Genomic DNA, 13,150 nt, shown 5'->3' with positions numbered 1-13,150 from the left:
GCCGCTCTCTACATCACGACGTGGCGCGTGAGCTGCTTTATTCGCCACGGTTGCTTCGGTCCATCGCGTACCAGATCCGCGCGCCAGCTCGACGGAACTTCCGTGGGCATCTTCGACTGGTTCGCGATGACGTTGATGATCATCCGGTAATTCACCTGGGCCGCGTTCCTCGTCACGTTGGAATTCTGAAACACAATCGACTTCACGTGGACTGAGTCGGCCTTGTCCATGATCACCCTGAAGTACTTCTTCGTCTGATCGTCCTGATCGTAATTGCGATAGACCTCTGCCATCTTCGACGGAAGCCGTGACTCGATCGCGGCCTTGAGCGAATCGATCGGCTGCTGGAGCTCCGACGACACGCCGCTGCTCGCTGCCTTGCTGGCTGGCAATCCAGTATCGGCTGTCCTCATCGCGGCTGCGGTAGCGGTCCTGGTCGGCAACTGCGCCACCGTCGGCGGCGGCGCCGTAAACACGACAGCCGGTACCGCGGGCTTGTTTGCCGCTGCCTGCTCCAGCATCCGCGCTTGTTGCTCACGTTCGCGCGCATTCAGCATGCTGCGCGTGACCATGGTCGCCGTGATACCGACGGCCACGACGGCAATCGCGGCCACGCCCACGGCGCGGCGACCTCGCCAGAGCGGTCGCTGCGCCGCGACGCCCGGATACGGCGTCATCTCCTGCGTCGGCTGCTCGGCGGCCTGGATGAACACCGTCGGATTGCTGCGCGTCGTCGCCGGACGCCAACTCGGATCGTCGAAGCCACCCTCGAGCGCGATCGCAGGAATGAGCAGATCGCGTACTTCGGCCACCGTGGCGTATCGATCCTGCGGTGCTCGCGCGAGCATTCTCGCCACGATGAGATCGAGCGTCTTTGGCAACTCGGGCACGAGATCGCGCGCATGCGGAGCTCGCTCAGTGAGGCGCCGCTTGATCATTTGCTCGCGAGTCGGCTCGTCGAACGAGCGGCGGCCCGTGAGCATTTGATAGAAAATGCAGCCGAGGCTGTAGATGTCGCTTCGAGCGTCTACCGGATCGCCCAGCAACTGCTCGGGGCTCATGTACTCCGGCGTGCCGATCACGAGGCCAGTGCGCGTCAGTGATTCCGTCGGCCCTTCCTCCACCGCTTTTGCGATGCCGAAATCGACGACCTTCGCGATATCGCGCCCATTCTTGCCCGGCGCGACGATGATATTGTCCGGCTTGAGGTCCCGGTGCACGATGCCCAGCTCGTGCGCTGCCACCAATGCCTCGGCAACCTGGTGCGCGATGTCGACGGCCCGGGCAGGTTGCAGTGTCGTCTCCCGCTCGAGCAGCCTCGTGAGAGACACACCTTCGACATACTCCATGACGAGATAGACGACGCCGTCGGTCTCCCCATAGTCGAACACCGCCGCGACGTTTGGATGGATGATCCGCGCTGCATTCGATGCCTCGCGCGCGAATCGCTGCGCGGAATCGGAATCGCTGAGCAACGCCCCATTCATGACCTTCACCGCGCACTGGCGGTTCATCTTGACGTGCTCGGCGAGATACACCGTGCCCATACCACCTTCGCCAAGCCGCTTGAGCATGTGGTAGCGCTCGGCGAGAACGCGGCCCACGAACGGATCTGCCGATCCCTTGGGTCGGAGCGGAGTCCCGTCGTTTGGGCAGAAGCGCGAGGCCGTGTCGTACTCGACGCCGCATTGCGGGCAAACCTTCGCGATGGCGACCGCCTCTCCCTCACCGGGAGTCGGCTGTCGCGCAAGGCCGCCCGAGCCAATGACACTCACGCCAAGCGTTGTGTCGCCGGTTTGTGCACCGGCGGCACGACTGTTTTTTCCGCTCACCGCGCGTGCTGCTGTTTCGTCGCTCACGACACTGATCGAGTCTACTGGGGTGAACCGAACGGGCCCTGAGTGCGGCGACCGGCCCACTACCGAAGACGCGCTATCACTCATCTCACCCAGTGGCTCAGAAAGCGAAAGAGAGATGCGTTGAGTGCCGTCATCGAACGTGCCGTCCCCGTGCATACGAAGGGCCACGACAGCGTGACCTTCGGTTCGTCGCGCAAAGTATGCCGGTCCACCACCACCTGCATATGGCAAACTGCCGAGTAACTCGAATTCGCCCGCGACAGACTGGCGGACCTGCTCCAACAATTCCTGCCGCGCGTCCTCCGTACCCGGCGCGATACCCGAGAGGTCCGCACCACATGAACAGTATCGGGTCCATCCTTGCACTTCGGCACCGCACTGCGTGCACCAACTTGTCGGACCTGGTAGCGATTCCTCAAGGGATCGCCAAAGCGTTACATCGTAGCCTATGCCCGGCCCGAGACGTTCGTTTAGAGCGACGACGACGAGGGAGCCCGTGGCCTCCTCGCAAGCGAGAAACGCGGCACTGCCCCATTCACTTTGTTCGTCGAGATCGCTTCCGAGCAAAGCGATCACCGCGAAGGCACTCCCTACCGCCTGACGCAGGGCCTCTAACTGATCAGCCCGCTCAACGTCCAAGCTCGCCCCCGAGTTTTTCTGATCGGGAGGCTGAAGAATGGTTGGCGCAGAGGAGGTCGAAGGAGTCTGTTGAGGCATATGTCGCGGTCCCCAAGAGATATGGCGGATCGGTGGGGAGCGAAAGAGCGGACGGCTTAGCCTACGTCGTCCCCGCAATGGAGAGACGCCCGCGCTGTGAAGCGAGTCACGTGCAGTGTGAGAAAGATCACATCAACTTAACATGAAATTTCGCCTTGTGTTGCACGTGTCCGACCAGCTCTCAACCATGGCTGAGCCGTGGTACCGATCCTGCCCGGATTGCCATTGTTATGGCAGATCCGAATACAACGGTCGCGGCAGAGCTCCCAGGGTGGCGACACTATCCCATCGGAGTTGAGATCGCACCCGATGAGAGCGTTCACGTTCGAGTGTGGGCGCCGCAGCGCTCCGCAGTCTCATTTGTGGAGTTGAACCGGTCTGGCGACACGATCGTGGTGTCGGAGCTCGAAGGTGAAGGCAACGGCTACTTCTCTGGGTCTCTATCGAGCGCAGCCGCAGGCACGCTTTACAAGTTTCGATTGGAGGGCAGCGGCGACTTTCCCGATCCGATCTCGCGCTTTCAACCCGCTGGCCCTCACGGCCCCTCGCAAGTCGTCGATGCGCGGCGCTTTGCGTGGAGTGATGGCGGGTGGCGCGGGCCGATGCTTCCCGGCGCGGTCATCTACGAGCTTCACGTGGGGACCTTCACGCGAGAAGGCACGTATGCCGCGGCGGCAGCGCATCTGGCGGAGCTGGTCGACATCGGCGTCAGCATCATCGAGATGATGCCCGTGGCGGAGTTCCCCGGTCGCTTCGGCTGGGGATACGACGGCGTGTCGCTCTTCGCACCGTCGCACCTGTACGGTGCTCCGGACGATCTCCGGGCGTTCGTCGACGCAGCGCACGCGCATGGTCTGGGCGTCATTCTCGACGTGGTTTACAACCACCTCGGTCCGGACGGTAATTACCTGAAAGAGTTTAGTAAACACTACTTCAAGGGCAACACTGAGTGGGGCGAGGCGTTGAATTTCGACGGCGACGAGTCAGCGGCGGTGCGCGAGCTGTTCGTGATGAACGCGGCGTACTGGATCGACGAATTCCACTTCGATGGGCTGCGGCTCGACGCTACACAACAAATCTTCGACACGTCGACGCCGCATATCGTCGCGGTCATCAGTGAGTGCGTGCGCGAGAGTGCGCGTGGCAGGAGGACGATCGTGGTCGCCGAGAACGAGCCGCAGGATGCGATGCTCTTTCGCCGGCGCGCGCAGGACGGCTATGGGCTCGATGCGCTCTGGAACGACGACTTTCATCACGCCGCGACGGTGGCTCTCACCGGGCGAGACGAAGCGTACTACAGCGGTTATCGCGGCACCGCGCAGGAGTTCGTCTCCACGGCGAAGTACGGATTTCTTTATCAAGGTGAGTGGTATCGCTGGCAGCGCGCACGTCGCGGCACGCCCGCGTTCGACGTCGCGCCGTCGCAGTTTATCAACTTCATACAGAATCACGATCAGGTCGCGAATTCGGCGTTCGGCATTCGCGTGCATCGATTGACGTCGCCCAGTCGTTATCGCGCGATGGTGGCGCTTTTGCTGTTGCTCCCTCAGACACCGATGCTCTTTCAGGGTCAGGAGTTTCTCGCATCGGCGCCGTTTCTCTATTTCGCCGATCACAATCCCAGCCTGGCCACGCTCGTGCGGCAAGGTCGCGCCGAGTTCCTCGGTCAATTCGCGCACGTCGCGACACCGGAGGTCACCTCGCGACTCACGGATCCCTCGAGCGAGGAGACCTTCGTGCAGTGCAAGCTGGACTGGTCGGAGCGAGCGGAGGGCGGTCGCGCGTGTCATCTCGCCCTCGTGCGGGATCTCATCCGACTGCGGCGCATGGACGAGACGCTCCGCGGTCAGGCCGTGAAGGATCCGGAAAACCGCGACGGCGGAGTGCTGTCGCGCGCCATCGACGGTGCGGTGGTCGGTGAGCGAGCCTTCGTCCTGCGCTACTTCGGCGAGCGGCGGGAGCTCGATCGACTCCTTGTCGTCAACATGGGCCAGCGTTTGCAGCCTGAGCCGCTCGCCGATCCGCTCGTGGCGCCACCTCGTGGAATGGTGTGGCGGGTGTTGTGGTCTTCGGAGGATCCCGTGTACGGGGGTTGCGGTACACCAGCGCTCGACAGCGATAATTGCGGCTGGGTACTTCCGCCGGAGTCTACCGTCCTGCTCGCGGCGGTGGCAAAAGCCGGAGCACCGCCAGCACCGTGTCTGCCGACATCCGAGAAAGAAGCCCGTACACAGTGGAAAGCCAGATATGAGACGACTGCTGGATAGGATCGCGCGGCCCTTGGTTGTGCCGCGCGAAGAGGACGACGGTGGGAAGACGCTTCTCGATTCCGAATGGCTCGTCACGAATGGTCTGAGTGGCTATGCGTCGGGCACCGTCGCCGGCGTCAACACGCGCCGTTACCACGGATTGCTCGTTGCCGCGCTGCCGAATCCCATCGGCCGCCTTGTGATGCTCAACCATTTGAGCGAGCGAGCATGTGTCGCCGGCGGGACGCCGACGCCACTGGGCGGAGAGGAGCGAGTGGCTGGCCGTCTTGATCGTGATGTGGCACGCCGGCTCGCCGAATTCCGACTCGAGGCGGGGCTCCCGATCTGGGAGTATGAGTGGGCCGGCGCACGCATCGAGAAGCGGATCGTGATGCCACACAAGCAAAACACGATTTACATCCGCTATTGCCTAACGAAATGGGAGGGTCCGGTCCAACTCGAGCTCCATCCGGCGCTGCACTTTCGGTCATACGAGGCGCCGGTCAACCTGCCGATCAAGACGCGCTATGCGTTGTCGCAGTCCGCTGGCTATTACGTGTTCGATTCCGGCGATACGGCTTTTCCGCCATTGCGCATGCGGATCGATGGCGCGACGGCATCGTTCGTTCATGAAGAACGTGTGACGAGCGAATTCCTGTACCCGGTCGAGGAGGAGCGCGGGTACGAGTTCCGCGGAACCTTGTGGGCTCCGGGGCACTTCGAGATCGAGCTCGTGCCTAACGAACCAGTGACGCTCGTTGCATCGGCGGAAACTGAGCTGGTGATGTCGGCGCTGCCGCCGACCGAGGCGCTCGCGTGCGAGGAGGAGCGGCGGCGTCGCCTGCTCGACGCGGCGATCGCGACGCATCCCGAGACCGCGGACGAAGTCGCGGCGGAACTCGTGCTCGCTGCCGATCAGTTCATCTTCACGCCGGCGTACCGCCTCGTCGACAGCACGCGCGCGGCGGCGACGGGCGACGAGATCCGCTCGGTGGTCGCAGGCTATCACTGGTTCACCGACTGGGGGCGCGATACGATGATCAGCCTCGAGGGGCTGACACTGGTGACGGGACGTCACCGCGAGGCGGGATTCATCCTCCGCACGTTCGAGCAGTATGTTCGCGACGGCTTGATCCCGAACATGTTCCCTGACGGGAGCAACGAAGGACTGTACCACACCGCCGACGCAACGCTCTGGTTCTTCCATGCCTTGCACCGCTACGTTGACGTGACCGACGACCGTCGCACTCTCGTTAGGGCACTGCCGACGCTGCAATCGATCATCGAGCATCACCTGCGCGGAACCAAGTTCGGCATTCGTGTCGATCCCGCGGACGGACTGCTCTTGCAGGGTGCGGAGGGCTATCAGCTGACCTGGATGGATGCGAAAGTCGACGACTGGGTCGTGACGCCGCGTCGCGGGAAAGCGGTCGAGATCAACGCCCTCTGGTACAACGCACTTCGCTTGCTCGCGCAATGGCTCGATGAAGAGCGCGAGCACGACAGCTTCGCGACGAAGGTCGCGGATGCCGCCGAGCGCGCGCGTGTGTCGTTCAACAAGCGTTTCTGGAGCGACGACCTTGGATATCTCTACGACGTCGTCGACGGGGAGAACGGGGATTCGCGGCATTGTCGGCCGAATCAGATCTTCGCCATTTCACTTGACCATCCGATTCTGGATCGATCGCGATGGGAAGCGGTGCTCGACGTCGTGCACAAGCGCTTGCTGACGCCCGTCGGCCTGCGTTCGCTCGCGCCGGGCGATCCTGATTACAAGGAGCGTTACTTTGGCGATCTGCGCGCGCGTGACGCCGCGTACCATCAAGGCACGGTGTGGGCGTGGCTGATTGGACCTTGGATCGATGCGTGGCTCAAGGTGCATCCCGACGACGCGCCGGGTGCACGCCATTTCCTCGATGGATGCATTGCGGCGCTCGATTACTTCGGACTCGGGACGATCGGCGAGATCTTCGACGCGGCGCCACCCTACATGCCGCGTGGCTGCGTCGCGCAAGCGTGGAGCGTCGCCGAGGTACTGCGATCCTGGGTAAAAACTGCCGTCGAGCCGCGAGAGCCGATGCCCGTCGAGCCGGCACTGGCCGCTGAGGAAACGGTAGCGGCGGCATCCTGAAGGGTTGAGTAGAGCATAAACACTGAGAGCCCACGCATCATCGCGTGGGCTCTCGTTGTTTCCTTGCGGCATCCTGTCTTACGGCTTTTCCTTCTTGTCCTTGCGGATGTCACGCCGATCCTGGCGCACATCACGCCGATCGTGCCGCACATCGCGCCGATCCTGCCGCACATCCGAGCGGTCATGATGCAGATCGGTGTCGTCGTGCTTGACATCTCGGCGATCCTGCCGCAGATCGCGCGAGTCCTTCTTGACCTCCGCGGCATCACCCTCTCGCTTCGCTTCACGAAGCTCGCGGCGGTCCTGCCGGATATCGCGGCGGTCCTTGGACAGATCCCGCGCATCGTGACGGGTGTCGCCCCTGTCCTGCCCGACGTCGCGCCGATCCTGACGAATGTCGCGGCGATCGCCGCGCACGTCACGTCTGTCATGGCGCACGTCGCGTCTGTGTGCCGAGTCGGGCCGCACCGCCGGTATCCCGGCCTGCGTTGGGGTTTGCGCGGTGGCACTCGCACCGGCGAGCATAACGAGTGCCAAGGTCACCAAAGCTGACGAGACGCTTCTCATAAGCAATCCTCCTGCACTGACGACGGTCGTCCGTCCTCTCCGCGAGAGAGAACGCGCCGGGGAGGACGGACATGCGGCGCGCCCATGGAGGACGCCTTACGCGATCGAACGTTAAAGCACGATTCGCCCGCATCACGAGCGAGATGCATCTCATGTGACGAATATCACGACCAGGAGGTGACAGCGCGGATACGTCGCCGTTGTCAAATCGTCCAATTGTAGTGGTCACGATGAATGGCGACGCTCCGCGGCACTCGCATTGCCTTATATCGCTGTAAAGATTCACGCCGCGAACCGACACTCAGACGAGCAGGGCAAAGGCGCCCGCAGGAGACCCGACGTTGTTGACGCCAGCGCCCGAGAAGGTAGCATGAAGCGAATCGTCCTCACGAGCCTCATATTCGTAGCGATCAGCGGCTCCGTTCTTCGCGCACAATCCTTCAAGGAATCAAGCCTCGGTGCAATGCCGCTGCGACTCAGCGTGCGCCCCGATAGCCGATTATGGCTCGAGGGCAGCTCGAACGTGCGCGACTGGCGCTGCGATGCCACGTCGCTCGATGCCTCGATTGACCTCGACGCCGACGCGCACGGCGGCGCGACTTCAATTGAGCGCGTGCGCGGCGTTCAGGTCCGCGTGCCGGCGTACGCGCTGACCTGCGGCCGCAGCCAGATGGACAATATCATGTACAAAGCGCTCCGCGCCGACGACGAGCCGGACTGCCGCCAGATCGTTGGCAAGTTCGACATTGTCACGCGCGAGCCGGGTGACCCGGAACATTCACTCGTTATGCAGGGCACGCTGCGCGTTGCCGGACGCGAGCGCCTCGTGCGCGTTCCAGTCGAGGTACAGGAGCAGCGCGATGGATCGTTGCGCGCCCAAGGAGCGCTCCCGATCCTTATGACCGATTACGGCATCACGCCGCCGAAGGTGCTCTTCGGTGTGCTGCGTACGGAGAATCGAATTGTTGTGAAGTTCGATCTCCTCGTCGATCGCGCGTCGACGATCGCCAGCGCGGCCGGCGGCGAACGCTAGTCGTCCGCCGGCGCTCCGCCGACGAGCGGTTCGGGCGCGAAGTCGGCCTCACCGGCACCCGGCTCCCATGGGCCGTCGCGATCCGCGTTGAGTCGCATCAACTGGCGATCGGCGCTGCGCAACGCCGCGACGAGCCCCTGATTCAAAGCGCCCAGCAGCTTCAGCGCCAGCGCGCTGCGATTGTTCAGTAAACGCTCACACGATACGGAGTCGATCTCGGCGAGAACGGCGTCGCGGCGGACGGAACAGCTCGCCGAACGCGGTTCGGAATCGATGAGACTCGACTGGCCGAAAATGCTTCCCGGCCCGAGCTGCGCAAGGAGTTGCGGCTGGCCGCGGACCTTCACGCTGAGGTCGACCACTCCGCGCACGACGACAAAGCACGTGTGTCCTTCATCGCCTTCCTTGAAGAGAAGCGTCCCGCTCCCGAGGTCCCAGCGCTGCATCGATCGGAGCAGCTCACTCACTTCATCGACGGTGAGACTCCTGAACGCCGGAAATGCCACGAGAAGCTCAGGCGCGATGGACTCGGCCGCCGTGCTTTCCGTACCGACTACGCGCACCATGCGCGAGACGCGCGGCGCCATCTGTCGAGGGACCGCCGAAGCCGTCTCCGCGCCGCGCAGCGTCAACGCTTCGGAAATCTGGCGGCTCACCGCCTTGAGCTGCCGGCAGAGTGACGCCGCGATGCGCCACAGTCCGTCGCGTTCGGTCATGAACACTGGTTCGCTCGTCGTTAGGCGATGCGGCGAGAAGACGTCCGCGGGCACCCAATCCGGAGCACTGCCCGTCACTGCCATCTGCGCCACGGCGAGTCCCGCCGCCGTCGTGTAGCTTCCGCCGTAGCCGTTGTATCCGGCGGCAACGATCACGCCGGGTCGGAGGAAGCCGATCGCCGGTAGTTGGTCGGGCGTAAACGCCATTGGTCCGACCCACTCCGCCGAGGGCGGCCGTCCCTGCAGCTCCGGATAGTAGCGATCCCGGATGCCGAGCAATTCGTTGTGCACGCGCGACGATCGGCGCCGCGACGACGGACTCGTCATCGGCCGATCGGCACCCCCACCCAGCAGCAATGGCGCGAATCCATTGCGTGCTCCGGTCCGTGGTTGATTGAAGAACGCTGGCCCGTGCTCACACGTCACCACGCGTCCCCGCGCGCGGTCCGGCGCCAGCTCCGTGACTTGCACCTGACTCTGATGTGGGCGAATCGCGCTCAGCTCGGGAAAGAGATGGCTGGTGAACGCGTTCGTCGCGACGACGACGTATCGCGCGATGATGGTTCCTCGTTCCGTGATGACCTCGTGCCGGTCAGCCGCCGGCGACATCACTCGACGCACACGACACCGCGTGTACAGCTCGACACCGGGTCGGAGCGCGGCACGCAGCAACCCGCAGACATACTTGAACGGATGATATGTGCCGTCGCCGGGAATGAATCGGCCGAGGTACTCGTTCTCGAAGCCAAGCTCCCGCCGAATCTTGCGCCGCGACCAGAGCTCGATCCGTTGACCGTGCTGGGCCGCGAGCATCACCTCGTCGCAGATGCCCTGTTCCTCCTCTTCGGTGCTGGCGAGATGAAGCCAGCCGCGCGGCGCGAAATCACACTCGATGCGCTCGCGCAGGATGATTTGCTTGAGCAGGTCACGATTCCGGAGCGACAAGCCAAGCACCAGCGATGCCTGCCGTTCGCTTTCCGCCTGGACGACCTCGACGGGTAGCCTAGCATAACGACGACGCAAAAACGCGAGCCGTTCGCGTGCCAATCCTTCATAGACGCCGATTGAATTCTCCGGGATGAGCTCGAAGTTGCCGCCATTGCGGCCGCTGGCTTCGCCGGCGGGATCCCCCTGATCGACGACGACGACGCTTGTCCGCTCGCCTAACGCTTCGACGAGATGGTACGCCGCGGATGCGCCCGTCAATCCCGCGCCGATGACGACGACGCCAGCGGTTGTCGGTAGTTCCGGACGTGACTGGTAATTCGCGAGAGAGTGCGATCCGCGAAACCAGAAGGGTTGGTCGTTGGCTGGGAGCGAGATGGGATGTATCGTCGACTGACCCGTCCAGCCGAGCAAGTCCTGGAACGCCGCTCGCGCCGAAGTCGTGAAATCGCATTCTCGATCGAGACGCTGCAGCTCGCGCCCGGCAGAGTCACTGACGCGCCGCGCCGTTCCGCGGTCGGGACCGAGCAAGCGTTGGGCAAGGGCCTCCACTGCCTGAAGTGTGAGGCGCTCCCGCCGTATCGATCGGCTAGCGCGTAGCTGCTCAGTAGACATCGCGGTCGATGATACGACCGGAAAGGGGCTAGCGGATAGGGCTAGAGTGGCCGCCAGCTGCTATCGCGTGAACACCTAACACCCTGGCACCGAGCACCTTCCCCTCACCAGCCCATTCGCTGCCTCAGGCTGGTGATGTGCGCCGTATGATGTGGTCCGTGCCAGGCGTACAGCGCCAACATGGAATCGAGTGAGAGGGGAGCGTCCCATTCCGGGTGACTGAGCTTTCGTTCGAACTCGCTCGGTGCCATCGCCTCGAGGAGCCGGACCCAGCGCTCGTGAAGCGCCGTCAACAACGTGAGCGAGGTCTCGATCGGCGTATCGCGTGCGTCGGAGAGTTTTGCCCAGGCCGTCTCGTCGTACGGCTTGATCGTCGGCGTCTCTTCGGTGAGCGCTAGTTTGAAGCGAATGAACGCGTTCATGTGGCTGTCCGGCACGTGGTGCACAACCTGCCGCACTGTCCAGCCACCAGGCCGGTAGGGCGTGTTGAGTTGCGCGTCGGACAATCCCTTGATCGCGCCGCGAAAGTCGCTGGGCGCTCGCGCGATCGTATCGATCATCTGACGGCGCTCGCTGGTCTCCAGCGCGCGCGAAGGGCGCTGAAATCGGCCCGTGGGATAGCGGAGTGATTCGTCGGGGTTCATAAAGCGATCTCGGTTGCGGGTTGCCGCGGAGGTCCGATTCGTCGAAGTCACAAGGTATGATTGTCGCGGCGAATCACGCCAATGCGGCGACGATTCTTCGGAGGAGGGAGGGGGCTCATGGCGACGGCGGAAGGAACGGCAACGAAGCTCAACGGACCCGATCTGGCAACGGGGATCGACGCAGACGCGTTGAAGGACGGCTACAAGCTGCTCGGTCACGCGAATGGAGAGCAGGTCCTGCTCGCTCGTGTGGCGGACGAGTATTTCGCGATTGGCGCGACGTGCACGCATTACGGCGGGCCGCTCGCCGAGGGCGAGCTCGTCGACGACACGGTTCGTTGCCCCTGGCATCACGCTTGTTTCAGTCTGCGGAATGGCGAAGCGCTTCGCGCCCCCGCGCTCAATCCTGTTTCGTGCTGGCGGGTCGAGCGGCGAGGCGGGCGAATTGTCGTCGGCGACAAGATCGATCGGGATCCGCTGGCGCCGAGTTACCCCAATGCGCCCGCCAGCAAAGAGTTGAGCAAAGTCATAATCGTCGGCGCCGGTGCCGCGGGCACGGCGGCGGCCGAGATGCTGCGTCGGTGTGGTTTTCGTGGCGACGTAACGATCATCGACGAGGACGACGGTTCGCCGTATGACCGGCCCAATCTCTCGAAGGACTATCTTGCCGGGAACGCGCCCGAGGAGTGGATCCCGATCCGTCCGCCCGGGTTCTATGACGAACATCGGGTGGCGGTGCGGCGTTCGCGCGCGACCAAGCTCGATACGTCGGCACGCATGGTTCATGTCGACGGCGCGCCGCCAATCGGCTACGACGCGCTGATTCTTGCAACGGGCGCCGAGCCCGTTCGCTCAACGACGCCCGGTGCCGACCTGCCGCACGTGCACTATCTGCGATCGCTGCGCGACAGCCGCGCGATCATCGCCGCGAGCGAGCGCGCCACGCACGCAGTGGTGATCGGCGCGAGCTTCATCGGGCTCGAGGTAGCGGCGTCGCTTCGGACGCGCAATCCACGCTGCTCGGTCGACGTCGTTGCGCCCGAGGCGCTGCCGCTCGAGCGCGTCATGGGTCGCGATCTCGGTCAATTCATCAAGGCGCTGCACGAAGAGCACGGCGTCGTATTTCATCTCCAGCAAACAGCGACGAAGATCGAGCGTGCGGCGGTGACGCTCGCCAACGGCGAGCGGCTGGCCGCGGATCTCGTCGTCATCGGTGTGGGCGTGCGCCCGCGCCTTCAACTGGCGCAGGACGCCGGGCTCCGCATCGACAAGGGCGTCGTCGTCAATGAATATCTTGAGACGAGCGCGCCGCGCGTCTATGCAGCGGGGGATATTGCGCGATGGCCAGACCCGCACAGCGGCGCGCTTATCCGGGTCGAGCACTGGGTGGTCGCCGAGCGGATGGGTCAGGCCGCGGCACGAAACGTCCTCGGCGCGCGGGAGCGATTCGAGCAGGTGCCCTTTTTCTGGAGCGCACATTACGACGTCTCGATCAACTACGTCGGACATGCCGAACGGTGGGATCGCGTTGACGTGGACGGCGTCGCGAAGGACCGCGACGTTGCCGTGCACTTCATCGAGGGCGACAAAACCCGTGCTGTCGCAACGATCTTCCGCGATAAGGCCAGCCTCGACGCGGAAATCGCGATGGAGCGTCAGAGCTAATGGGTCCAG

8 protein-coding genes are annotated in these 13,150 nt (G+C 63.7%); 5 read left to right on the top strand and 3 right to left on the bottom strand.

Going from position 1 to position 13,150, the window contains the following annotated elements:
• Positions 1-8 precede the first annotated feature (8 nt).
• Complete coding sequence (locus tag VGH98_11745; GenBank protein HEY2376639.1) at positions 9-1,859, bottom strand: serine/threonine-protein kinase; 1,851 nt, start codon at positions 1,857-1,859, stop codon at positions 9-11.
• Between the two features lie 947 nt (positions 1,860-2,806).
• On the opposite strand from VGH98_11745, the gene treZ reads away from it, so the two are divergent.
• The 4 genes from treZ (at position 2,807) to VGH98_11725 (ending at position 8,556) form a co-directional block, all read left to right on the top strand.
• Complete coding sequence (treZ, locus tag VGH98_11740) at positions 2,807-4,843, top strand: malto-oligosyltrehalose trehalohydrolase (GenBank protein ID HEY2376638.1); 2,037 nt, start codon at positions 2,807-2,809, stop codon at positions 4,841-4,843.
• Positions 4,824-6,956 (top strand): amylo-alpha-1,6-glucosidase, encoded by a 2,133-nt coding sequence (locus VGH98_11735; protein HEY2376637.1) that lies wholly within the window; start codon positions 4,824-4,826, stop codon positions 6,954-6,956. Before treZ ends, VGH98_11735 begins: the two co-directional genes overlap by 20 nt.
• Before the next feature lie 63 nt (positions 6,957-7,019).
• Positions 7,020-7,508 (top strand): hypothetical protein, encoded by a 489-nt coding sequence (locus VGH98_11730; GenBank protein HEY2376636.1) that lies wholly within the window; start codon positions 7,020-7,022, stop codon positions 7,506-7,508.
• A 385-nt stretch (positions 7,509-7,893) separates the two neighbouring features.
• Positions 7,894-8,556 carry a YceI family protein gene (locus VGH98_11725; protein HEY2376635.1) on the top strand — a complete coding sequence of 221 codons (663 nt, stop codon included), beginning with the start codon at positions 7,894-7,896 and terminating at the stop codon, positions 8,554-8,556.
• Here the strand turns inward: VGH98_11725 and VGH98_11720 are convergent.
• A complete protein-coding gene (locus VGH98_11720; GenBank protein ID HEY2376634.1) occupies positions 8,553-10,832 on the bottom strand; it encodes an FAD-dependent oxidoreductase in 2,280 nt (759 codons plus the stop codon). The two genes, VGH98_11725 and VGH98_11720, sit on opposite strands and share 4 nt — an antisense overlap.
• Before the next feature lie 104 nt (positions 10,833-10,936).
• Positions 10,937-11,476, bottom strand: a complete 540-nt coding sequence (locus VGH98_11715; GenBank protein ID HEY2376633.1) for a putative metal-dependent hydrolase — start codon at positions 11,474-11,476, stop codon at positions 10,937-10,939.
• A 117-nt stretch (positions 11,477-11,593) separates the two neighbouring features.
• On the opposite strand from VGH98_11715, the gene VGH98_11710 reads away from it, so the two are divergent.
• Positions 11,594-13,141, top strand: a complete 1,548-nt coding sequence (locus VGH98_11710; protein ID HEY2376632.1) for an FAD-dependent oxidoreductase — start codon at positions 11,594-11,596, stop codon at positions 13,139-13,141.
• Positions 13,142-13,150 lie beyond the last annotated feature (9 nt).

The organism is Gemmatimonadaceae bacterium (assembly GCA_036496605.1).
GTDB lineage: Bacteria > Gemmatimonadota > Gemmatimonadetes > Gemmatimonadales > Gemmatimonadaceae > AG2.
The sequence above is the reverse complement of the archived record's forward strand: the minus strand, read 5'-3'. Positions and strand labels throughout refer to the sequence as shown.

Coding starts and splice junctions, on each gene's coding strand:
- treZ (HEY2376638.1), top strand. CDS start 2,807: ATGGCAGATCCGAATACAACGGTCGCGGCAGAGCTCCCAGGGTGGCGA.
- VGH98_11735 (HEY2376637.1), top strand. CDS start 4,824: ATGAGACGACTGCTGGATAGGATCGCGCGGCCCTTGGTTGTGCCGCGC.
- VGH98_11725 (HEY2376635.1), top strand. CDS start 7,894: ATGAAGCGAATCGTCCTCACGAGCCTCATATTCGTAGCGATCAGCGGC.
- VGH98_11720 (HEY2376634.1), bottom strand. CDS start 10,832: ATGTCTACTGAGCAGCTACGCGCTAGCCGATCGATACGGCGGGAGCGC.
- VGH98_11715 (HEY2376633.1), bottom strand. CDS start 11,476: ATGAACCCCGACGAATCACTCCGCTATCCCACGGGCCGATTTCAGCGC.
- VGH98_11710 (HEY2376632.1), top strand. CDS start 11,594: ATGGCGACGGCGGAAGGAACGGCAACGAAGCTCAACGGACCCGATCTG.